Here is a 22,374-nt window from a genome sequence, read left to right as displayed (position 1 = left end):
ATTTGGCTGAAGAGGTACCCTTAATAATTTTAACGATATAATATATACAATATAGGAGAGTAAAAAACTTATGGAACATATATTAAATGGACTTAATCCATCACAACGTGAGGCAGTTGAGCATATTGATGGTGCAATGCTTATCCTTGCCGGTGCAGGAAGCGGAAAGACCAAAACCCTTACTGCAAGACTGGCATACCTGGTAGGTGAAGTAGGCATAGACCCTGCCAATACGTTAACACTTACTTTTACCAATAAAGCTGCTTCAGAGATGCGGGAACGTGCATTGAAACTCATGCCTGCCAAAGTCTCTTATCCCCCGCTTTTATGTACATTTCACAAGTTCGGCCTGCTTTTTTTAAAATTCCATATTGAGAAACTGGGGCGAAGCAATACCTTTGTCATTATTGACAGCGATGATAAAAAACGCCTTTTACGTTCCATCGCCAAAGAATTAAAGATAGACCTCAACATCTCATTTATTGCCAGTGAGATTTCAAAATACAAGAATTCACTGCTTACACCTGAAGTGGTCATTCAAAAAGCTGAGCTCCCTGACTACAAAAAAGTAGCAGAGATCTATGCACGTTATCAGGCAAATATCGAAGAGAACAATCTTGTTGATTTTGATGATCTTCTTATGCTGACCTATAAAATACTTGATGAAAATGATGCACTGAGAAAAGAGACCAGTAACAGATATAAGTATATCATGGTCGATGAGTACCAGGACACCAATGAATTGCAGTTCCGGCTTCTTGAGCATCTCTGCAGCGAACACGAAAATCTCTGTGTTGTAGGTGATGATGACCAGAGTATTTACGGATGGAGGGGAGCGAATATTCGCAATATCCTGGAATTTGCAGACCGCTTTAAAAACACGAAAACCGTCAAACTGGAGATCAACTACCGTTCTACCGACCCTATTTTAAAAGCAGCCAATACCCTTATAGAACATAATTCAACTCGCCTGGGGAAAATACTGACTTCCCATAAAGGTGAAGGTGAAGAGGTCAAACTGCTTCACTCTCTGGATGAATCAATGGAAGCCAAAGCCATTGCCCATCAGATACATGAACTTCTGGATCAGGGCGTCGATCCGGACGAAATTGCTGTACTTTACCGTATTAATGCACTTTCACGTTCTCTTGAAGAAGGTTTTACCAAAGAAGGCCTGGGGTTTAAACTCATTGGCGGTATGCGTTTTTATGAACGTGCCGAGATCAAAGATATCATCTCCTACTTCAGGGTATTTTCCAATCCTCATGATGATTTTTCACTTCTGCGTATTATTAACAAACCAAAACGCGGGATTGGCAAAGCATCCATAGAAAAGCTTCAAAAAGCTGCTTTTGATGCTCAACTTTCACTTTATGATTACATAGAACAGAGTGTAGGCGGAAAACTTCCTGTGGTGGTCAGCAAAAAAGTATCTACTGCTCTGACCGAACTTGTTGAAGATATCAAAGTATTACAGGAAGAGGTACAGAGTTCACTTGGCAACTTTATCTCACTGTTCGAGGAACGTATTAAACTCAAAGACCATTATGCAGGTATGGTTGACGGTTTTGACCGTATTTTGAATATTGATGAATTTTACGGCTATTTCAGGGATGCTGTCATCAAAAATCCCGATCTTACACTGGATGAGTTCCTCAATGACATTTCACTCCAGAGTGACCAGGACCAGATAGAGGAAGATGCTATTACTATCATGAGTATCCATGCTGCCAAAGGATTGGAATTCGAACACCTCTTTGTGATCGGTCTGGAGGAAGAATTCTTCCCGTTGCTTGGAGAAGGATGCAACATGGAAGAGGAACGCCGTTTAGGCTATGTGGCTATTACCAGAGCCAAGTCAGACCTTACCCTCTGTTATGTTGACAGCCGCTTCTACAAAGGCCGTCGTAAAATGATAGATAAAAGCCGTTTCCTGGGTGAAGCAGGTCTCATTCAGGATGCCAGTTTAAAGATCACCAAAAGTTCAGCCTTTAAAAAAGGTGATCTCGTGAAACACAAGATCTTTGGTATCGGACGGGTACAGGCAGCCAATAAATCCGGTAAAGAATACAAACTTCTCATTAATTTTGGTGGGAACAAGAAAGAGATCTTAAGCTCTTTTGTGCAATCAATATAACGTAGGGTGCGTTTGCCAACGCACCAAAAATACAAACAAAATATAATATTTAACATAAAATCAAAGGTACGTTGGTACCCAAGGGCATTTCCTTTGGGCACCACGCACCCCACAGGATAAAAATTGAACCGTCTCTTCGTCGTAAACAAACCCATCTTCCGTACTTCAAATGGCTATATGGGCTATGTCAAACGTAAATACAATACTAAAAAAGTAGGTTTTTCCGGGACACTGGACCCTTTTGCTACAGGTTGCCTCATCGTAGCTACGGGTCAATACACCAAACTTTTTCAATATCTCAACAAAACACCTAAAAGCTACAAGGCTACCCTATGGCTGGGAGCAAACTCTCCCAGTCTTGATATAGAGAAAGTAGATAGCATAAAAGAGGTTGGGACTTTTGATGAAAGTCACATAAAAGAAGTGTTAAATTCACTGCGTGGAGAGCTCACCTACTACCCACCAAAGTTTTGTGCCAAGAAGATAAACGGTAAACGAGCCTATGAACTTGCACGTGAGGGAAAAGAGGTGGAACTAAGAACCATCACTTCCACCATTTATGACATAAAACTTCTAAACTACAACCATCCCTTTGTCCATTTTGAAGCCAAAGTGAGTGAAGGAACCTATATCAGAAGTCTGGGTGCATTGATAGCAGATAAGCTGGAAGTAGACGGTACCCTCTCCAGTCTGCATCGCATCCATGAAGGACAGTTCTACTATGATAATGAAAAAGCACTAAATCCCTTTACCCATTTGGCCCTTCCTTCCAATGTTTACACAGGTGAAGAGGATTACCTGGAGTTAGGGAAAAAGCTAACCATTGACTATTTTGAGACCAAAGAAAATGGTATCTATCTGATAGAGACTTCAAACTTTTTTTCTATTATCGAGATAGTAGATAATGAAGTAAAATACAGATTCAACAGAATACCGAAATTTGAGGATATATAATGTACAGTATCAAAGCCCATGCCAAAGTCAACATCTTTTTAAAGATTACCGGTCATCAAAATGGATATCATACGCTGCTCTCCCGATTTATGAGGGTGGAAGACCTTTATGATACTATCTCTTTTACACCGTGTAAATGTACCGATTTTACCATAGAAGGCTGTGATGATATACCCCTGCAGTCAAATACTGTTTACAAAGCGTTCAAAGTACTTAATGACTACACAGAGAGTTCTGTTCTTCATGACTTTTTTACCAAACATAAAGTAGTGATCAGCAAACATATCCCGAGCCAGGCAGGTTTGGGCGGAGGCAGTTCAGATGCTGCAGCCTTTATTCGTTTACTCAATGAAGTATGCAACCTTGACATCCCTACTGAAGAATTGGCCCGACTGGGAAGCACTATAGGTGCCGATCTGCCTTTCTTCATCTACAACTACTCCTCAGCCAACGTATCCGGATTTGGTGAGATCGTTGAACCTTTTGATGAAAAACCCCTGGCACTGGAACTCTATACTCCAAATATAGGCTGTGACACTGCCGTAGTATATCGCACATTCAAAGAACATTTTCTCGATGACATTACACCATGCCTTTTCACAGAATGGGAAAAAGTAGACTCCCTGACCCTGCTGGGAACCATAGCAGATCCTGTTATACTGAATGATCTCTATGCTGCTGCACTCATCGCTTATCCCGAGTTAAAGCATATGGCCAAAGAGGGATGGTTCTTTTCTGGAAGCGGAAGTACATTTTTTAGAGTGAAGGAAGACTAAAACCTTGTTTCACCATTGCATTAATCTATAAAAGTTATAATACGCACCATAAAATTATAAAAAAAGTATCCTCGCTCCATGTCCACTGTAACTACTCCCTATCCAGATATTTTTAATGAACTGAAAACTCATGTACGTGAAGCAGGTTTATTGGATCGTGTCCCCGTACGCGGCAGTATTGAGATGACTGCTATCATTGTTTCCATGGTAGTTGCACTCTCTACAGCACCTCTGTGGAACCCTGTCCTCCTGGGACTCTTTATGACGCTTGTTTTTACACGTTCTGTATTCGTATCACATGATATATTACATACGCAGTACTTTAAAAGCAAATCTCTCTCAAAAAAATTAAGCTACCCTTTTTCCGCACTTATTCTGAGCAATTCTTCTTCATGGTGGGACCATAAACACAATATCAATCACCATACCTATTGTAATATTGTAGAGAAAGATGAAGACATACGTGCCCTTGACGGAGCTTTTACTCCCAATAGAGGAGACAATCCCTTCATCAAAAAATACAAATATCTTATTTTCTGGGGTTCCATGTTCTTTATGTTCCCTGCATTCATTGCACAATCCTATAAATTTGTGATTACACGGAAGCTATGGGGTGAGTTTGCACTTATGCTGCTTCATTGGCCATTGATCTGGGGAACTCTTATCTATCAGATTGATGCTTTAAACACGCTGTATGTCGCACTTACCCTGAACTTTGTACTCTCTCCGTGGTTAGCCTTCGGATTTATTACAAACCATTTGGGATGTAAGACATTCAATGAAGAAGAGGGGAGAGAACTCTCATGGATGGAACTGCAGATGAGAACAAGCCGTTCACTTTCAGGCGGTACGTTTATACATTGGTTCTATGGTGGATTGAACACACAGATCGAACATCATCTTTTCCCGAAAGCACCTCGTTTCAACCTTCTTAAAGTACAAAAGATGACAAAAGATTTTGCAAAGAAACATCACATTCCCTATTTTGAAACAGATCCCCTTACGGCTTATTTCCAGATCAATCATGCCTTGAAAGAATATTAGAAGTCTCTAGACACTACTCTACTTTTTCATTGTGTCAATATACAGATCTTCAACTTTTTTTCTTGCCCACGGTGTCTTTCTCAGAAACTTGAGGCAGGAAGCAATAGAAGGATCATAGTTGAAACATCGGATATTGATACGCTGTCCCAACTCCCTCCAGCCATAATATTCAACCAGTTCATTCATGATCTGTTTTAAGTTTATTCCATGCAGAGGATTATTGCTGTGTTCTTCACTCATATATATTTTTTCCTTTGGGATATTTGACTGCTACAGCAATATTATAACCTAATAGTCTACTTCTTTCCATCCGAAATGTTCAAACAGTTTCAAAAAACTCCTGTCTATCCGGGCTTCCAATACCACCCTTTTCTTTGTAACAGGATGAATAAAAGAGACTCTATGCGAGTGCAACAAAAGACGGTGAACATCAAACTTTTCTCTAAACAGTATATTATGCTCTCCCCTGCCATGCTTTGTATCTCCGACAATAGGATGAAAGATATGTTTCATATGTCGTCTAAGCTGATGTTTTCTCCCTGATTTTGGAAAAAGTTTTACAAGTGAATAGCGTGCTACGGGATAACGGCTGACTGCATATGGCAGCTCAACCGTAGCTAAACGCTCATAATAGGTTTGTGCTTCCTGTGCTTCTTTGATCATACCTTTTTTCTTTTGTTCTTTTGTATCCAGCATCTGTTTGAGAGGGTGATCTATAAGCTCTTTTCTTTCCGTATACCCACGTACTATTGCAATATACTCCTTTTGCACTTCATGTGAGCGGAAAAGCAATGACATTATCCGGGCCGTCTCTGATCCAAGGGCAAAAAGCAGTACACCGGAAGTAGGTTTATCCAAACGATGTACAGGATAGACATATTGTCCTATCTGATCACGAAGCAGCTGAAGGGCAAATTCTGTCTCATGTCTGTCTATCGGAGACTTGTGTACCAAGAGTCCGGAAGGTTTATTGACCGCTATCAGATACTCATCCTGATAAACTATTTCCAAGGTATTAAAATTGATATTATCCATAGATGATTATATGATATAATTCTACAAAAATACGAGAGAAGGAACATTTTGGCTATTACTATAGTTGCACAGAACAAAAAAGCCAGACATGATTATGAAATACTTGAAAAGTTTGAAGCAGGCATCGTACTGACCGGTGCTGAAGTGAAAGCACTTCGGGCAAAACGTGCCAACCTTTCAGACGCATTCTGTCGTTTCATACAGGAAGAACTGTATATTATGAATGCACATATCGCACATCTTGATACTGCACATAAACATTTCAGCCCAGATACACGTGTACCCAGAAAACTGCTTTTACACAAAAAAGAACTGGAAAAACTTCATATGAAAGTTCATAAAGACGGGCTCACTATCGTACCGTTAATGATCTATTTTAATGAACGCAATTATGCCAAGGTAAGTATAGCCATAGCCAAAGGAAAAAAACTGCATGACAAACGTGCAGACATGAAGGCAAAAACCCTTGACAGAGAAGCGCATCAAGCAATGAAAAACCGATCTTACTGAGTATCTTTTCTTTGCTTGATCCGTTTCTCTTTCAGCTGCTCTCTTCCTGAGAGATAATTTTTCTTTTTGATTCTCTTTTTTCTTTTTTGAATAAGTTTTATATGGGCATTTGGATTCAGTGTTCTCACCTCTTTTAAACGTTTAAAAAGTGAAACCCGTTCATACCCTATAAACCGATGAATAGCAGACTGTATTTTCTTTGCAGACCACCTTAGAATACGTTTGAGAGGTATGTGAAATATCTTTGCTATATAATACTCCATCCATCCGAATATGAACAGCAAAAATACATATACTCTACGCAGTCCTTTCTTTAGGAAAGGGATCTTCTCCATCCATGAGATCAACCAGGAAAATATCACTATTTCAATCACCGGTGCCAACCAGCTTCCCCATAAATAATCTGTAAAAAAATAGATGATCGCCGTACTTACTTTTAAGAAAACAGCAAGTAAAAAGCTCCATACTTTGGCAATGAATACTTTCATCACAAGCATACCACCCATAAATTTCCCTACAAAGCCCAAAGAACCTAGAAAAGTAAAAATAGTGATCACTTTTTTCACTAAAGGAAAACTATAAAAATTCTTTTTCGCATGTTGTATCAGCCGTTTGATATCATTGTTAATATGATCAAAAAAATGGATTTTAAAATTATGTGTCAATACACGTTCGATCATATAACGTTTTCCAAGTCCCGTAGCAGAAAGAAAAAATATCTTTTTTAAAAAAAGTTTTAATATGAACTTGCCTTTTATCAGAAAAAATGTTGCCAGTACACTGATAATATTTCTTTTAATGAGAACGATCACCCCAAGAAATAAAGCCAATAAAAAAGTACGACTTTCCTCTATGCTGAAAAGCACGGACAAGACAACCATCAATCCTAAAGGAATACCCCAAAACCAGAATGATCTGCTGTTTTTCATCATCTGCTACTTACGAAGTGATGCTTTTACGGTTCTGTAGAGATATTTTATCTTTTCAATAAAAGGACTCTCTTTGGAAAAATATTTCACTTTCAAAGATTTAATACTTTTTCTGATACCTGCTTTCACTTCATACAAACGTTCCATTGTTTGAGTATATATCTCACGTGACTTTAACCAGTCTATCCCGCTCATTATCCATTCATAAAGCCATTTGAACCATCTAAACTGCATGAGTTTATCTTCCGTAACTCTAAAAATCCAAAACGTAAACGCTGCAATAGGTATTTTTGCAAGATATAATAATAGACCAAACAGCACATGACCGCTTACAAAAAGAATACCTGCATAGATCCCCAAAGTTTCGACCATTCCAAGCAAAAATACAAAAATGACCAGTATTACCGAAGCATTCACCTTTTGAAGCTTCTCTTCTATTTTTTGCAGGATCTTAAGCGCATGGACTGCCTCATAAATAGGCTTTGCGATTCCTTCCCAAATCAGCTCTTCAAAGATGATGTAGGTGATCACAAGTATAAGCTGTAAAAGCGAGATAAATCTGTTTTTAATTTTGAGCACCATGATAAAATATCCTTGATAATTTCGAAAGAATATTATAGCTAGTTAAGAGTTAAGAGTTAAGAGTTAAGAGTTAAGAGTTTGACACATAACATATCAATTGTCAAGAAAAATTACTTTCCATTTAGAAAATAGATTATTTTGCTTTAGATTGCTGTTGTGAAAGATTAAACACATAAAAGAAACTAAATCTTTCTTTTTCATTTATTGTAGATTTGTAGGTTGTTGAGAAGGAGCTTACATTCAGTAAGTGACTGAACAACTCCTGTGAAGATGCAATGAAGCAGAAAGAAAGATTACTTTCTTCTGAGTTCTTTGATTCTTGCAGCTTTACCTTTAAGTTCTCTAAGATAGAACAATTTAGCTCTTCTGATTCTACCTCTTCTAAGTACTTCGATACTTTCAATACTTTCTGAGTAAAGTGGGAAGATTCTTTCAACACCGATACTGTTAGCACCGATCTTTCTTACCATGAATGTTCTACCTGTACCTTGACCTCTGATAGCGATACAAAGACCTTCATAGTTCTGAACTCTTGTTTTTTCGCCTTCTTTAATTCTAACAGCTACTCTTAAAGTATCACCTGCTCTGAAATCAGGAACGCTTTTGTTTTCTAATTGTGCTTTTTCAAAGCTTTCAATGTATTTATTTCTCATGTGTTATACCTTTTTTGTATAAGTCTGGCCGGAAATACTTTGTCTTACACAAAGCCAACCCTCTTTTTAAGTCCGTGATTTTACTATGATTACCCTTTAAGAACTCTGAAACAACTTCACTATTTTCGTAAATTGTCGGTTTTGTAAATGAAGGGGCTTCCAAAAGAGAGGACTCAAAGCTCTCTATCTCCAGAGACTCTCTGTTCCCAAGTACTGTATCGACATTTCTGGCAATAGCATCACATACCACCATACTGGCCAACTCTCCGCCTGTCAAAATAAAATCTCCTATAGAAAAGATTTCATCTGCCTGAGCTTCTATCACACGTTCATCTATACCTTCATACCGTCCACTGACAAACACTATATGCTCTTTTTTAGCTAAACGTTTTGCATCATTTTGGGTAAATGGTTTAGCTACAGGAGAGAGAAATATTACATGTGCTTTAGATGAAGATCCTCTTATATGTGTCAAGGTATCCATAAGAGGCTGCGGAGTCATAAGCATACCTGCACCGCCGCCTATCATCGGTGCATCTACTCGGTTGTGTTTATCCGTGGTAAAATCACGCGGATTAAAAAAATCAATAGAGATCTTTTTATCTTCAATCGCACGTTTCAGAATACTTTCTGAGAAATATCCTTTAATAAGATCAGGAAAAAGTGTTACGAAACTAAAGCGCATTTTAAGCCTTTCTAAATTTTAATCTATCTATTATTCAATGTTACTTCTAAATGTAAAGTTCTCTTAACCAAAATAAAAATATAAGGGGTTCTCATCCCCATCAAGATGATGGGAATACATATACGATATTATAACGTATAGGAAGTTGTTTTCCCCATTATTTTTGATTATACAAGCGAGTAAAATTGCACTTTGGATTTAAATTCGGGGTTGCCAAGTGGTACATATTTACTATGCATATTGGTACATTTTTGGATTGCACTTGACAGATCCTGGATTTCAGGCACAGGTAGATTGGACGGTCATACGAAGCGGTAAAGATCCCATTTATGGTTTTGTGATGATATTGGGATACTCCAGAGCACCCTTTATCTATTTCACCGATTCGATGAAACAGGAAGTATGGCAGGCGTGTCATGAAAGAGCGTTTGCCTATTTTGGAGGAACACCAAAAACTATTCTCTATGATAATCTTAAAAGTGCGATCATACAAAGAGATAAATACGGCAAGGACAAACATGGGTTCAATCAGGAATTTCTTGATTTCTCCAAAGGCTGGTTTGTACCCAAGGTTTGTAAACCTTACAGGGCACAGACAAAAGGCAAGGTTGAAAAACTAAACCGCTATATCAAGGAGAACTTCTATATTCCACTCAAAGCGTCACTGAGGGGCAGTGGTATTGCTATTACTCCCGAACTGTTAAACAGCCATATCTTTGGTTGGATTGCACGTACCAACGAACGTATCCATGGAACTACCGGGGAAAAACCAGCACACAGATTGGAAGAAGAGAAACGTTATCTAAAGCCCTATGTTCCCTCACGTGCAAAAGTGCAACCCAAAGAGACCAGCAACACTCCTGTTATACCACAGATAGATATCAGCTACTACACAAAATTGAGTGACTATGAGCAAGATCTGCTTGAAGGTGTTGGCTATGCTTCATGAACAAATTGAAACTTACTGCAGAGAGTTTAAACTTCCGGCTATGTTTGAAAACTATCAGGCACTTGCCAATCAGGCAGCAAAAGAATCTTCTTCTTTCAGTGAGTATCTTCTGATGCTTCTGCAAAGTGAATCCAGACAAAGGGCATTCAGGGGTAAAGTCATGACATTAAAAACAGCGGGCTTTCCCGTTGTAAAGACACTCGATCAGTTTGATTATAAAACAGCATCGCTTAACCGCTCACAGTTAAATGAACTTGCCACGCTCACTTTTGTAGAGCGTACGGAGAATATTCTGCTTCTTGGTCCAAGCGGCGTAGGTAAAACCCATTTGGCTATTGCTTTGGGATATCTTGCCACACAAGAAAGAATCAAGACACGCTTTATGACTGTGGCAGACCTTCTTTTACAGCTTGAAAGTGCCAAGCTCTCCAACAAGCTTGATTATTATTTCAAACGGATCATTGGTATCAACCGTCTTTTAATCCTGGATGAGTTTGGATATATCAAATTGAATGAAACCCAGGCAAATCTGCTGTTTCAGGTGATAAATAAAAAATACGAAACAGGACCGATCATCATCACAAGCAATCTGGCGTTTACTAAATGGAAGGAGGTACTCAATGACGATGAAGCATTAACTGCTGCCATACTTGACAGGCTTATTCACCACTCGCATATTATCAATATTCAGGGTGAAAGCTACCGTCTAAAACAAAAAAGAAAGGCAGGAATTCTTTAAGAAAGAGGTGCAACTTTTTTAGTTGCCGGGTGGTACATATTTGCTATGCACATTGGTACATTTTTGGATTGCACTTGACATATTGCATCAGTGGATGGTTTGTCTGGTTTCCCTCAAACAGAAGTACAGCTGTGTATCGTACATCAGATAAGAAACTCACTAAAATATGTTGCTTCAAAAAACCAAAAAGAATTTATGAAAGATTTGAAGCTTGTATACAAAGCTATCTCAAAAGAAGTAGCTGAAGAAGCCCTGGATAGACTAGAGGAAAAATGGGGTGCTATGTATCCTATTGTTATCCAGTCCTGGCGAAATAAGTGGGAGAACCTCTCTTATTATTTCAAGTATCCTAAAGAGATCAGAAAGATTATCTATACGACCAATATTATTGAATCAGTACATCGCCAGTTTAGAAAACTGACCAAAACCAAGGGTGCTTTTCCTAATGAAAACAGCCTAATGAAATTACTCTATATGGGTATATTGAATGCATCTAAAAAATGGACTATGCCAGTCTGGAATTGGTCGCTGACCATTTCTCAACTGGCTATCTTCTTTGAAGGGAGATTAGATAAATATCTAGAGGTGTAACTTATGTTACTATTTTGGACTGACACGGAATTCTAAACGATCTCGAAATTTTTATTGAGAAGAGTGCTTTTTTTATTATCTATTTGTGTAATTCTTTCTTTTGCCTCATCTTCATGTATTCCTTCTATAAATAAATTTAAATATTTGAGATATGCTTCTTTGCTATCTTCTTCTAAAGTATCATTCCAAAAATATTCTTCAGACTCCCGATATCGCTCCATGACTCTTTCTAAGTTTTTAATAGACTCTGGCAATTTTGAAAATTTATTAGGATGAAATATAAAAAAAGATAGCTTCTTTAATGAATCAAAGCCTTCAGGCAAGCACATGATTTGATTATTATTAATTCGAAGTTCAGATAAATTTGTTAGCTGTTGAATACTACAGGGGAAACAAACAAAATTATTATGTCCTATATTTAAAGTTGTTAAGTTACTTAGTTTAGCAATACTACTTGGCAATGAAGAAAGGTTATTTTTTGCAACATTTAAAATTTGTAAGTTTTGTAATTTACCAATATTATTCGGAAGGTAAGTTAATTTATTGTTGGATATATCAAGATATATTAAATTAGCAAGACAAGAGATACTTTCTGGAATTGATTTTAAATCTAAGAATGATAAGGTCAGCCTTGTTAATTTTTCAAGTTTTTGTATATTTCTTGGAATGGTTTGTTCAGATATGTTATTATCGTTTGCCCATTTTATTAAATCATAAAAATTATCATTATTTAACATTCTATCTATTCCTTACTACACTAGAAAAGTTCATAATAACTATTCTATCATTCTACGGAGTTTTATTAAAGTAATAGCTTAATACTTCTTTAAAAAAAGAATAAGTATTATTATAATAAGAATACTTTAAATAAAATATGTTAAACTTTTGAAAAGTAAGAAGGTGATTTATGTCTAATTTTAAAGAGTTGCTCTCCTCATTGAGAAATTTACATAAATATAGTATTTTAAATAATGATGAATATTATACTGATGAACTTTGGAAAATGATTATAGTTCTATCTGAACTAAAAGCAGAAGCCCAATCAAACGAAAATAGGTATAAAAATGAAATTGAAAAAGTCCGAAGAAAAGTACCTAAATGGCTGCGAAAAAAACATCAATTTAATTATCAAATATTAAATACATATATGGCTATATCCAATGGCAATACTGAAGAAGTTTTATTGGATGATTTAGTGAAGCATAGCAAGATCGAACCAAAAACTTTTTTAGGTCATTATAATGGTATGAAAACAATATCAGAACACAACCATGCAAAAATTTTTGAAGAGAATAATAAAATGATAACTTTATGGGAGCCGGTAAGTGCTTTTATAGAAAATATATTTCTTGAACATAAAAATGATATGACTAACTCCTCAGTTATAGATATAAGAATTGGAGAGTTTATTAAGGAACACCTTTCAAGTATTATCAAATTGTGTGAAAATGATATTAGTGAATTAAATAATTTAGAAAGCCGACAGTACTCACGAGACAAACTTGGTTTAAATTCAAATTATCCTTTTATAGCACTATCGGAAAAAATAATTCATGATGATCACGATAAAAGGTATTGGCAAACTCAATACATTATCAACAATCAACAGTATCGTTTTTGCAGTCAATTTGGCGGGGGACAATGTGATTCAAGTGGTAAAACTCGTTCTCAAAGAGAAGGTGATATGTTTAGAAACTATTTAATAGAAAAAAATATCTTATTAGATAAATATAAAAATAAAAATATACATTTCATTGTAGGATAATTGATTTATTTGATTTAATATTATTAAGCCTTATATGGAGAAGTAGTGCCTAAAATAGAAAAGAACATTTTACGAGTGAGTGAAATACTTAGATCTGCAGATGCTCTGTTAATTACTGCTGGTGCTGGAATGGGTGTAGATAGTGGACTGCCTGATTTCAGAGGAACGAAAGGTTTCTGGAATGAATATCCAAAAGCAAAAGAGTTAGGATTGAACTTTGAAGATATGGCAAACCCAAAATGGTTCAAAAAGGATCCAAAATTGGCTTGGGCATTTTACGGTCATAGATTGCATTTATATCGTGATACGGTACCTCATAATGGTTTTAAAATACTTTTGGATCTCTCAAAAAATAAAGAATACCATAGTTTTATTTTTACTTCTAATGTAGATGGACAATTTCAAAAAGCAGGATTTCGTGAAAATCAAATTATGGAGTGCCATGGGTCAATACACCATTTGCAATGTATAAATAATTGCCAAAATAAATTATGGGATGCAAGTAATGTATCTATTGCTATTAACAACAGCTTTCAGGCACAGGATCCTTTACCTTATTGCCCAAACTGTAAAGATATAGCCAGACCAAATATACTGATGTTTGGAGATACCAATTGGAATAGTGCAAGAACCAATGAGCAAGCTAAAAGATTCAGAATATGGCTGAATGAACTTAGAAAAAATAAAGCTAAACTTGTTGTTATTGAAGTGGGTGCAGGTATGGCAATTCCAACTGTAAGAATGAGATCGGAAAAAGTAGCAATAGACTTCAATACCCAACTTATTAGAATTAATCCTCGTGAAGCCTTCGCCGGTACAGTAAATCTTTCTATGGGGGCATTGGAAGCTTTAACTAAAATAGAAAGGTGCTTCTGATTTTTTTAGCTATTGTTATTTTTTTAGCTTCTTGTGTTTTAGTTAAAAAACATAGATGAGAAATTATTTTTCTGGGAGTGTTAGAAATTTCGTGTCAGTCTGATAAAATACTATCAAGGACTGACAATGAAAGGTAATAAAGGGGACAGTTTCCACCTTTAAAATCACTTAATTAAACTAAGAAGCCATCTTCACAGTATTCCATTTTTCAGAACGTTCTTCATCGTAAAGTTCACCCGTTTTGTATAAAGAAAAGGTTATCATTACTATTTTTCTCATCACAGCTATTTGAGCAGATGTAGTATGTTTTCCTCTCTCTTTTAACCTCTCATAAAATGTTCTCATTTCTTTGTTGTATTGTATAGAAATTATTGTTCCCATAAAAAGTGTATTGCGTATAAGTTTGGAACCTTGTTTTGATATGCGTGACTTTTTATGCATGGAGCTACCAGAACTTACCTCTATAGGGTCAAGACCAGCTAATGCTGTTATCTCTTTTGCATTGGCATCTTTGTAACGCATAAAAAATTCAAGCAATACAATACCAGATAAACTACCAACACCTTTAAATGAGGTGATAGACTCTAACTGTTTTTGATATTTTGGTGTGAGAGCTATGAGCTTAAGCATTTTCTCCACTATCTCTTTTTCTTCTTTTTTTAAAGCTTTTATTTTAGCACGTAATTTACGAAGAATAAATACTTCATCTTCTCTAGCTAGTGAAGCTTCTAATTGATTTGTTTTTACTACACGCTCTCGTACTAAAGATTTGTAGTAGCGTATATGGTTCTGTAGCTGTTCTTGTGCTTTATCATAAGAGGGAATACAAATATTATTATCTGTGGCTATAGTGTACATACGATAAAGCATTCTAGCATCCACAATATCTGTTTTGTTTCTATTTTTTATAGTCTTTGCAAAGGCTGCACTTTGTGATGGTTTTACAATAAAACAAGAGATAGTATTTTCATGACAATATTGTTTTATTAATGTCCAATAACTACCTGTGGGTTCATATATCCAAATCACATCACTGGCTACCTTACCATAAACTTTTTTAAGTTCTGAACTTAGCTTCTTTAAACCTTTTTTTGTATTTTCTACTTCTATATCTAGGTTGTTTTTAGGAATATAAACTTGAAGACTTGCTTTAGATATATCTATTCCGATATAATTATTCATGGAACCTCCTTTTATTTGGAGAGTTCGGTAGGGTCTACAAAAGTATGACCTGATCATCGAACCTTGCTTAGACTCGTCAAATTCGGTCTACTTTATGTGACCCTGTTTCCACTCAAGCTTCTTAGGTTCGATTGTTTAACTGTCCCACAAGCTGATACCTTTTACAATATCGCCTCGGCTAATTCCAACTTATCGTGAACTCTCACTTTTATTTTATCCTAATGGCTTTTAAATGAGTGGTTTTGTATGATACGAGGCTACTTTTACACATTTTTTCTAGGTCGTCCTCTCTGATTTAGTGTAGATAGCATACCATATTTCGTGGCAGCTTCTACTTGCCACTTTTCCTCTCCCAGTGGTGCTTGTCTGTTTACGGAGTTTCGTATAGTATGCAGTTCTCCTTCTCTCATAGGCGTATTGACATACGCTGTCCAGTCCTCATCTAAATCTATATACGTTTTAGTGAGTAAGGTTCTATGTTTATGTTCTCTTTCCATTAATGAACCATAATCCCAATCTTGAGCTTTTTTTACGAGTTTTGCTCTTTTTGCATTGGCTTCTATATATCGTATGAGTGTGATGTAATAACTCTCTTTTTCTACCATAAAGCTTTTGTATCTTCCTTGCCAAATATGTCCTGAAGTTTTATTCTTTTTATGATAGTAACGTACATGGGATGTCATCACCCATTGCATGAGTCTACTCAAGCTATTGGGTTCTTGTGGTATGAGAAGCAGATGAAAATGGTTTGGCATGAGACAATAGGCGTGTATCTCTACATTTTCTCTTTTGCTTGCTTTTTCTAGTAATTCTAAAAAATACTCATAATCCTCCATATCATCAAAGACCTGCATACGCATATTCCCTCTATTGATAATATGGTATATTCCTCCTACTGTCTCTCCTCTTGGCATACGTGGCATGGTGATCCTTTTTTTGGCTATACAATGATAGCTTATCTTGGATTAAAAGTAGCCTGTCCCCTTTTATTTCTCCGACATCTTGACTTTGCCGGAGCGTTTGAGCCATTTGCCGATACTGTCTGCTGTGGGAATATGCTTTATCCCAAGTAGTTCTTGGAGTGCGTGATCGGACTGAAGGGTGCGGATATCCTCCAGATATCTGCCTCCACTGTGTAACATTAGAACAAGTGAATGGATAAAGGTATAAGGATCGTAGCCTCGGTTACTTTTAGGTAAAGGAAGATATCGGTTGCATAACCGATCAAGCTTGATTGCTTTTAAAAACTCTCCAAAGACTGCCTCTCCTGCTCTGGGTGTCAGTCTCTCTTCGGTGCTCTCTACAGTGAAATTTAAAACACTTTGTGCCATACTTTTATCCTCCTGGAAAAAGCTCACCCATTGGGTGAAAGCGTTGAGTGGGCTTTTTCTCTGGCTTTCTTCGTATTTTACGGCATCTTCACTTATTCTTTTGTTTTTCTATTTCGGGATTTGGGACAATTCCTATAAATATAAAATAATTTGTTACAAATTCAAATAAAAATAAACCAAAATATATTAATCCAAATACACCAAATAAAGCACAAAAATAATCTATTGGTTTTTTTGTCTCTTTAATATTGACATCTTGCTTATCATCTTTAAACTCTAAATATTCCATGTAAAAATTAAAAAATAATAATAACATACCTACAATAATAAAACCAAAACCATTTCCTGTTCCACGTGAGGGTTTATATATATCCTCTTCAAGAAGAAAACCATATATAAAAAATAGCATAATAGGACCATAACGCATAAAAAATTTCATTTTCCCTCTTTATTATCTAGATTCAGATGTTACAAAATCTGTTGTTCTCACAAGAAACAGGGGTGATAATGATAACTCATTTCCTGCTCCTCTTCACCACACCACTTACCGCAGGCTGTGATATTCCCAATACTTTAGCAATCCTATGCTGAGAATAGCCTGACTCCTGACTCATATGCCTCTATGTCCTATAGTATATACTGTTTTTTTGGTATTTTTTCTGAGATTGGAAATTGTCTATGGAAAATGTCTTAGAATGTCTATAGATTTTAAAAATTTCTTATACAGAAAAAAGTAATTTACAGACTAAGAAAAAAAGTGCGTGAGGAATATACCTTTTTTCAGTTCAAAATAGAACGATCAGCTCGCTTCTAAAATATCTTTGGCATCTTTAGTATAAACTATTTTTTCTTCTGTATCTGTCTTGATGACATAACGGTCTATGTAGGGAAGTAAAAAGTTTTTAGACAATCCGGCTTCAACCAAAGCATCATCTGTCTTTATAGCGAGGTAGTCTGTATCTGCCATACGCTGGATATCTTCTATCATACCCAATACTTCATTATCCTGTTTCACTGCACAGCCAATAACTTCAAACCAGAAATGTTCACCCTCATTCAAGTCGCAATTCTCTTTGGTCTGCTCTTCACTGGCATAAAGTTTGGTATTTGTAAGTTTTTTCGCTGAGTCAATACTTTCATATCCTCTAAAGCGGACAATCCCGCGTTTAAAATTGATATCGGCAATGGTAAGATCACCACGATTGCTTTTAAACGTAGTTCCTACTTTAAATTGTTCCGGAAAATCTGTATGAAGATGAAATTTGAGATCACCCCAAAGTCCAATAGTACGCCCGATCTGAGCGATAAAAAATTGTTCTTGAGACATAAGATATTTTACACTGCAGCTTTTACATTGACACGGTAGTTCTTACCGCCTTTAGCTTTACAGCCGGAGATGACTGTTTTGATCGAGTTAATCATCCTTCCTTCTTTACCGATGAGTTTACCGATATCTTCACTGTTCGCAAAAATGGTTATCTCATCGAAACCCTCATCAACCTCATCTATCTCCACAGAGATATCTTCAGGATTGTTTACCAAGAGTTTGGTATATGAGAGTAGGAATTCTCTGATCATTAAAACTATTTTTTACCAGCAAGTCTTTTAACTGTCGGGCTCATTTGTGCACCAACACTTAACCAGTAGTTCAATCTCTCTTCATCAAGAGTAAGGTCTTTGTTCACGCTTACCGGGTTATAGTGACCGATCGCTTCAATCCAACCACCGTCTCTTCTTTTTCTGCTGTCTGTTACTACGATTCTGTAAAATGGTTTTTTCTTTCTACCCATTCTTGTCATTCTGATCATTGTCATGTTATGTCCTTTTGTTTTTTCATTTATTTGTATGCATATCTCGAGGAAAAGTTCTGCATTTTCCTAACAAGTCCTGACAACTGCTTTTTAATGACTAAAACACTCATCAAAACTTCATAAATCCATTTGGAACGCGATTTTACCATAAAGATTATAAAGATTTTATTAAACCAAAAGTAGTACAGGCGCTCTGCCTGCAACAGCAGAGCATATCAGCTGTTATATCTCTGTGTTTTTAACGCGTCATTCCAGGAAAGCCACCGCCTCCCTGCATCTGCTTCATCATATCCTGCATCTGTTTCATTCCGCCTTTACCGGATAGCTTTTTAGCCATCTTGGCAGCATTCTTAAACTGTTTAAGTACACGGTTTACCTGCATTTGTTCAAGACCGGCTCCTGCTGCCAAACGTCTTTTACGCGTATTGTTAAGCAGATCCGGATTTTCTCTCTCTTTTGGCGTCATCGAAGATACCATGGCTTTGATTATTTTGATCTCTTCAGAATTTTCCAGATCCATGTCACCGATCTGTTTTGCCATATTTCCCATACCCGGGATCATTCCCATAATGGATTTCATACTTCCCAGTTTTTTCATCTGTTCCATCTGGTTGAGGAAATCATTAAAGTTGAACTGACCTTTTTTGATCTTTTGGGTCATTCTTTTTGCTTCTTTCGGGTCTATGGCTGCAGCTGCTTTTTCAGCTAGTGACTCAACATCTCCTGCACCCATTAAACGACTTACGATCCTGTCTGAAATGAACTGTTCAAGATCAGGCATCTTTTCACCTGCACCGATGAAACGAAGCGGTACACCTACCTGCTGCGTAAGTCCCAGTGCAACCCCTCCTTTGGAATCACCATCAAATTTTGTAAGGATGACACCAGTGATACCGATCTTTTCTTTAAAGGTCTGTGCTGTTCTGACTGCATCCTGTCCCGTCATTGCATCAGCTACATAAAAAAGTTCATCCGGATCGGCTACTTTTTTAACGTCTGCAAGCTCATTCATCAGCTCATCATCAATAGCCAAACGACCGGCTGTATCGATGAGAACTACATCATACAGCTCATCTTCTGCTTTCTTCAGTCCCTGTTTCACTATTTCTGCAGGTGTAGCATTTTCATCTGCAACAAGCTCTACTTCTATCCCGGCAGTGATCTGTCTGAGTTGCTCTACTGCTGCAAGTCTCTGTAGATCGGCTGCAACAACAAGTACTTTTTTCTTTTTTTGTTCTTTAAGGAAATAGGCAAGTTTTCCTGTAGTAGTCGTTTTACCGGATCCTTGTAAACCTATCATCAAGACAACCGTTGGAGGCTTTGATGCAAAGGTGAATCCTTTTGGTGCACCTTCTATAGTAAGAATATCTGTAAGTTTATTCTGCAGTGCCTTTAAAAAATTATCCTTCCCTACACCATTTTTCTTTGTCTCAGTCTCAACTGTAGCAATGAGATCCTTGACTACCTTATGGTGCACATCTGCTTTGAGAAGAGATTTTTTAAGTTCGGTTGTTGCTTTTTTAAGTGCCTTGTCATCATCATGAAAACGGATCTTGCCTATGGCATTTTTAAAACTGTCGGTTAAAGTATCAAACATTTCTTACCCTATTACAGAACTTTCAATTCGTTCTAAATTCTTTATATATTGACGCGATTTTACCCTAGTTGGGCTTAAAACCATTATTTATATCTCGCTATCTCTTTTGGTTCTCTGGCATTAAATTCATAATCAAGCAGCTTCATCTTTGAAGAGTGCAGCAATACCCGTTTGGCTTGGGTACGGCTTCCATACTGTTCATCACCGACAATAGGATGTCCTATACTTGCAAGGTGTACACGGATCTGATGCGTCCTTCCTGTAGTGATCTCTATATTCACCTTTGATTTTTTACCCTGTATCTCTTCCGGTGTGACTTTGGTATATGCTTTTTTGCCGCGTACGGGATCTATCATAGAAAATGCCTTGCCTTTTTTAACTGTAAAAATAGGCTCATCTATCTCTATCTCTTCAAAAAGTACACCCTCTACCCATGCGATATAATATTTCTCAACTCTTCTGTTTTTAAACTCATTGATCGCCTGTTCTATGAACTCTCGATTCTTTCCTAAAAGCAGTACGCCCGAAGTATCACGGTCAAGCCTGTGCAGCAGTTCTGCACCCTCGATAGCATCCTGTATCTCATAACTGTCTACCTGTGCCGGTTTGTTGACAGCTATGATGTTCTCATCCTGATAAAGTATCTCTATATCATCAGGATACTCTATACGAAAAACCGTATCTGTATGTATCTCTGCTCTTGCGATCTTTACTTTTTTATCTTCTACATACACAAGCCCTCTGTCTATGAGTTCTTTTGCTTTTTTATTCGAAATATCTTTTGCCTGTGCAAGGACTTTATATGCTTTATCTGTAGCCATGTTCTTCTATCCATTCATTAAATTTTTCCGTTAACGGAAATTCTATTATCTTTATCTTGCTGTTCTGTCCTGTTTTAAAAAGTATAGCACTTTTTGGGACTTTAAAACTTTTAGCAAGAAATTTCACCAGCTCTTTATTTGCTGCACCCTCTACCGCCGGTGCTTTGATACGTATCTTGACAGCATCCTCATCATAGATACCGCAAAATGCATTTTTGCTTGCCGCAGGCTGCGCTTTGATACGCAGACTTACTTTTTCGTTTGCTATATTATAAAACACTTTTTAAACTCTTTACAATAGGGCTGATATCACTTTTACTTTTAATTTTTGCAGCCTTCAACAATCCGTGCTGCGACAATCTTCTTGAAAGATTCGAAGCTTCCACTACAGCAATCCCCTCTATGGCATCAAAAATATCCTTTTGATTAAAGTAGTATTTGCCTGAAATGATCTTACATCCGAACTGTGCAGCTTCTGCTGCATTGTGCCCGCCTATAGGCTCAAATGCTCCGCCGAGGAGCACAATATCCGAGACCGCATACACATTGACCAGCTCTCCTAATGTATCCAGAACAACGATATCATGCTCTATACACTCATTTTGAGAATATCGATACCAGCCTAATTTCTCTTCTTTGGAAAAAGATTCAACCATCTTAACTACTTTATTAAAACGCTCCGGATGGCGTGGTGCCAAAACAAGTTTGGCATCACGCTCTTCTCTCTTAAGATCAGCAAATGCTTCAAGTATCAATCTTTCTTCACCTTCATGTGTACTTGCAGCACATACAAGCAATCCCGACGGTTTTTCCAATACTCTTGAGGGAGCGGGGAGTAAAGAGAGTTTAATATTTCCTGTCACCAGAACATTGGTAGCCCCTAAAGATTCCAAACGCTCTTTATCTTTGGATGTTTGGGCATATACTTCATCAATATGTTTAAAAATATGTCTGTAAAGCCACCGCATCTTTCTATACTTTGGAAAAGACCTGTCACTCATACGTGCATTAATGAGCAGTGTTTTTGCTCCTCTTTTTTTTGCCAAAGCAAAAAGAAGATACCAGAACTCCGCCTCCATCACTACCAATGCTTTTTGCGGCTTGATCCAGGTAAAAAGCAAAGGCTCAAATGGAAGATACCTACTCTCCTTCGTATATTTTCCGATCACTTCAAAACCCGTATATGTAGTAGTACTCATACGCAGAACATCTTTGGGGAGTGCGTCGGTCAAAGGCTTAATGGCTTTCGCCTCACCAAAACTGCAAGAGTGAAACCAAATACCATTGGGTCTTAAAGGCTTATTGTTCCATAAAAAGAACCTGGCAGGAATTGAATCTCTATATTTCGTTTTAAAAGAAAAAAGTAGCAAGAGAGGGGATGCCACGAGGTAGATAATAATGGAAGCT

At 37.1% G+C, this 22,374-nt stretch carries 27 protein-coding genes and 1 pseudogene; 10 read left to right on the top strand and 18 right to left on the bottom strand.

The features are described 5' to 3' along the window. The first annotated feature begins 70 nt into the window (after nucleotides 1-70). The 4 genes from ACZ48W_RS08865 to ACZ48W_RS08850 all read left to right on the top strand — a co-directional run bounded on the left by ACZ48W_RS08865 (nucleotide 71) and on the right by ACZ48W_RS08850 (nucleotide 4,911). A complete protein-coding gene (locus tag ACZ48W_RS08865; RefSeq protein WP_464828019.1) occupies nucleotides 71-2,137 on the top strand; it encodes an ATP-dependent helicase in 2,067 nt (688 codons plus the stop codon). Between the two features lie 123 nt (nucleotides 2,138-2,260). Next, nucleotides 2,261-3,091 carry a tRNA pseudouridine(55) synthase TruB gene (truB, locus tag ACZ48W_RS08860; RefSeq protein ID WP_464828017.1) on the top strand — a complete coding sequence of 277 codons (831 nt, stop codon included), beginning with the start codon at nucleotides 2,261-2,263 and terminating at the stop codon, nucleotides 3,089-3,091. Further along, nucleotides 3,091-3,867, top strand: a complete 777-nt coding sequence (locus ACZ48W_RS08855; protein ID WP_464828015.1) for a 4-(cytidine 5'-diphospho)-2-C-methyl-D-erythritol kinase — start codon at nucleotides 3,091-3,093, stop codon at nucleotides 3,865-3,867. The genes truB and ACZ48W_RS08855 overlap by 1 nt, the downstream gene beginning before the upstream one ends. A gap of 78 nt (nucleotides 3,868-3,945) precedes the next feature. After that, nucleotides 3,946-4,911: a fatty acid desaturase family protein gene (locus ACZ48W_RS08850; protein WP_464828014.1), complete on the top strand. Its 966-nt coding sequence runs from the start codon at nucleotides 3,946-3,948 to the stop codon at nucleotides 4,909-4,911. Between the two features lie 18 nt (nucleotides 4,912-4,929). Here the strand turns inward: ACZ48W_RS08850 and ACZ48W_RS08845 are convergent, their stop codons facing one another. Beyond that, complete coding sequence (locus ACZ48W_RS08845) at nucleotides 4,930-5,151, bottom strand: VF530 family protein (RefSeq protein WP_464828013.1); 222 nt, start codon at nucleotides 5,149-5,151, stop codon at nucleotides 4,930-4,932. Between the two features lie 48 nt (nucleotides 5,152-5,199). Then, nucleotides 5,200-5,946 (bottom strand): tRNA pseudouridine(65) synthase TruC, encoded by a 747-nt coding sequence (truC, locus tag ACZ48W_RS08840; protein WP_464828012.1) that lies wholly within the window; start codon nucleotides 5,944-5,946, stop codon nucleotides 5,200-5,202. Between the two features lie 48 nt (nucleotides 5,947-5,994). Between truC and smpB the strand changes: the two genes are divergently transcribed. After that, the gene (smpB, locus tag ACZ48W_RS08835; RefSeq protein WP_464828010.1) at nucleotides 5,995-6,456 is read left to right on the top strand and encodes an SsrA-binding protein SmpB; all 462 of its coding nucleotides are present in this window, start codon (nucleotides 5,995-5,997) and stop codon (nucleotides 6,454-6,456) included. On the opposite strand, the gene ACZ48W_RS08830 is transcribed toward smpB, so the two are convergent. The 4 genes from ACZ48W_RS08830 to trmD all read right to left on the bottom strand — a co-directional run bounded on the left by ACZ48W_RS08830 (nucleotide 6,450) and on the right by trmD (nucleotide 9,305). Beyond that, nucleotides 6,450-7,385 carry a hypothetical protein gene (locus ACZ48W_RS08830; protein WP_464828009.1) on the bottom strand — a complete coding sequence of 312 codons (936 nt, stop codon included), beginning with the start codon at nucleotides 7,383-7,385 and terminating at the stop codon, nucleotides 6,450-6,452. The genes smpB and ACZ48W_RS08830 overlap by 7 nt on opposite strands. Nucleotides 7,386-7,391: 6 nt before the next feature. Continuing rightward, nucleotides 7,392-7,967: a hypothetical protein gene (locus ACZ48W_RS08825; protein ID WP_464828008.1), complete on the bottom strand. Its 576-nt coding sequence runs from the start codon at nucleotides 7,965-7,967 to the stop codon at nucleotides 7,392-7,394. A 293-nt stretch (nucleotides 7,968-8,260) separates the two neighbouring features. After that, on the bottom strand, nucleotides 8,261-8,620 hold the full coding sequence (gene rplS / locus ACZ48W_RS08820) for a 50S ribosomal protein L19 (protein WP_464828007.1): 360 nt from the start codon (nucleotides 8,618-8,620) through the stop codon (nucleotides 8,261-8,263). Next, nucleotides 8,610-9,305 (bottom strand): tRNA (guanosine(37)-N1)-methyltransferase TrmD, encoded by a 696-nt coding sequence (gene trmD / locus ACZ48W_RS08815; RefSeq protein WP_464828005.1) that lies wholly within the window; start codon nucleotides 9,303-9,305, stop codon nucleotides 8,610-8,612. The genes rplS and trmD overlap by 11 nt, the downstream gene beginning before the upstream one ends. 262 nt (nucleotides 9,306-9,567) lie before the next feature. Between trmD and istA the strand changes: the two genes are divergently transcribed. The 3 genes and pseudogenes from istA to ACZ48W_RS08800 all read left to right on the top strand — a co-directional run. Then, complete coding sequence (istA, locus tag ACZ48W_RS08810) at nucleotides 9,568-10,254, top strand: IS21 family transposase (RefSeq protein WP_464828003.1); 687 nt, start codon at nucleotides 9,568-9,570, stop codon at nucleotides 10,252-10,254. Further along, nucleotides 10,238-10,993, top strand: coding sequence for an IS21-like element helper ATPase IstB (gene istB, locus ACZ48W_RS08805; protein WP_464830485.1), 756 nt, complete (start codon nucleotides 10,238-10,240; stop codon nucleotides 10,991-10,993). The genes istA and istB overlap by 17 nt, the downstream gene beginning before the upstream one ends. A gap of 81 nt (nucleotides 10,994-11,074) precedes the next feature. Then, nucleotides 11,075-11,584 (top strand): annotated as a pseudogene (locus tag ACZ48W_RS08800) (IS256 family transposase); the annotation flags it as partial. A gap of 32 nt (nucleotides 11,585-11,616) precedes the next feature. Here the strand turns inward: ACZ48W_RS08800 and ACZ48W_RS08795 are convergent. Then, nucleotides 11,617-12,321, bottom strand: a complete 705-nt coding sequence (locus ACZ48W_RS08795; protein ID WP_464828002.1) for a leucine-rich repeat domain-containing protein — start codon at nucleotides 12,319-12,321, stop codon at nucleotides 11,617-11,619. 170 nt (nucleotides 12,322-12,491) lie between these two features. Between ACZ48W_RS08795 and ACZ48W_RS08790 the strand changes: the two genes are divergently transcribed. Beyond that, a complete protein-coding gene (locus tag ACZ48W_RS08790; RefSeq protein ID WP_464828000.1) occupies nucleotides 12,492-13,349 on the top strand; it encodes a hypothetical protein in 858 nt (285 codons plus the stop codon). 45 nt (nucleotides 13,350-13,394) lie between these two features. Further along, entirely contained in the window at nucleotides 13,395-14,225 is an 831-nt protein-coding gene (locus ACZ48W_RS08785) for an SIR2 family NAD-dependent protein deacylase (RefSeq protein WP_464827999.1), read from the top strand. A 177-nt stretch (nucleotides 14,226-14,402) separates the two neighbouring features. Here the strand turns inward: ACZ48W_RS08785 and ACZ48W_RS08780 are convergent, their stop codons facing one another. The 11 genes from ACZ48W_RS08780 to waaA all read right to left on the bottom strand — a co-directional run bounded on the left by ACZ48W_RS08780 (nucleotide 14,403) and on the right by waaA (nucleotide 22,352). Beyond that, the gene (locus tag ACZ48W_RS08780) at nucleotides 14,403-15,407 is read right to left on the bottom strand and encodes an IS110 family RNA-guided transposase (protein WP_464827745.1); all 1,005 of its coding nucleotides are present in this window, start codon (nucleotides 15,405-15,407) and stop codon (nucleotides 14,403-14,405) included. 263 nt (nucleotides 15,408-15,670) lie between these two features. Further along, the gene (locus tag ACZ48W_RS08775) at nucleotides 15,671-16,330 is read right to left on the bottom strand and encodes an REP-associated tyrosine transposase (protein WP_464827744.1); all 660 of its coding nucleotides are present in this window, start codon (nucleotides 16,328-16,330) and stop codon (nucleotides 15,671-15,673) included. 63 nt (nucleotides 16,331-16,393) lie between these two features. Beyond that, on the bottom strand, nucleotides 16,394-16,738 hold the full coding sequence (locus ACZ48W_RS08770) for a hypothetical protein (protein WP_464827997.1): 345 nt from the start codon (nucleotides 16,736-16,738) through the stop codon (nucleotides 16,394-16,396). Nucleotides 16,739-16,826: 88 nt separating this feature from the next. Beyond that, entirely contained in the window at nucleotides 16,827-17,177 is a 351-nt protein-coding gene (locus ACZ48W_RS08765) for a hypothetical protein (RefSeq protein WP_464827996.1), read from the bottom strand. Between the two features lie 360 nt (nucleotides 17,178-17,537). Next, on the bottom strand, nucleotides 17,538-18,065 hold the full coding sequence (gene rimM, locus ACZ48W_RS08760) for a ribosome maturation factor RimM (RefSeq protein ID WP_464827994.1): 528 nt from the start codon (nucleotides 18,063-18,065) through the stop codon (nucleotides 17,538-17,540). Nucleotides 18,066-18,073: 8 nt separating this feature from the next. Beyond that, on the bottom strand, nucleotides 18,074-18,316 hold the full coding sequence (locus ACZ48W_RS08755) for a KH domain-containing protein (protein WP_464827993.1): 243 nt from the start codon (nucleotides 18,314-18,316) through the stop codon (nucleotides 18,074-18,076). A gap of 5 nt (nucleotides 18,317-18,321) precedes the next feature. After that, on the bottom strand, nucleotides 18,322-18,552 hold the full coding sequence (gene rpsP, locus ACZ48W_RS08750; protein ID WP_223892288.1) for a 30S ribosomal protein S16: 231 nt from the start codon (nucleotides 18,550-18,552) through the stop codon (nucleotides 18,322-18,324). A gap of 235 nt (nucleotides 18,553-18,787) precedes the next feature. Beyond that, complete coding sequence (gene ffh, locus ACZ48W_RS08745; protein ID WP_464827991.1) at nucleotides 18,788-20,146, bottom strand: signal recognition particle protein; 1,359 nt, start codon at nucleotides 20,144-20,146, stop codon at nucleotides 18,788-18,790. Between the two features lie 83 nt (nucleotides 20,147-20,229). Continuing rightward, on the bottom strand, nucleotides 20,230-20,967 hold the full coding sequence (locus ACZ48W_RS08740; RefSeq protein WP_464827989.1) for an RluA family pseudouridine synthase: 738 nt from the start codon (nucleotides 20,965-20,967) through the stop codon (nucleotides 20,230-20,232). Next, nucleotides 20,954-21,247 carry a DUF167 domain-containing protein gene (locus ACZ48W_RS08735; RefSeq protein WP_464827987.1) on the bottom strand — a complete coding sequence of 98 codons (294 nt, stop codon included), beginning with the start codon at nucleotides 21,245-21,247 and terminating at the stop codon, nucleotides 20,954-20,956. The genes ACZ48W_RS08740 and ACZ48W_RS08735 overlap by 14 nt, the downstream gene beginning before the upstream one ends. After that, a complete protein-coding gene (gene waaA / locus ACZ48W_RS08730; protein ID WP_464830484.1) occupies nucleotides 21,237-22,352 on the bottom strand; it encodes a lipid IV(A) 3-deoxy-D-manno-octulosonic acid transferase in 1,116 nt (371 codons plus the stop codon). The genes ACZ48W_RS08735 and waaA overlap by 11 nt, the downstream gene beginning before the upstream one ends. Nucleotides 22,353-22,374: the final 22 nt, after the last annotated feature.

It is taken from the genome of Sulfurovum aggregans (assembly GCF_055385215.1).
The sequence above is the reverse complement of the archived record's forward strand: the minus strand, read 5'-3'. Positions and strand labels throughout refer to the sequence as shown.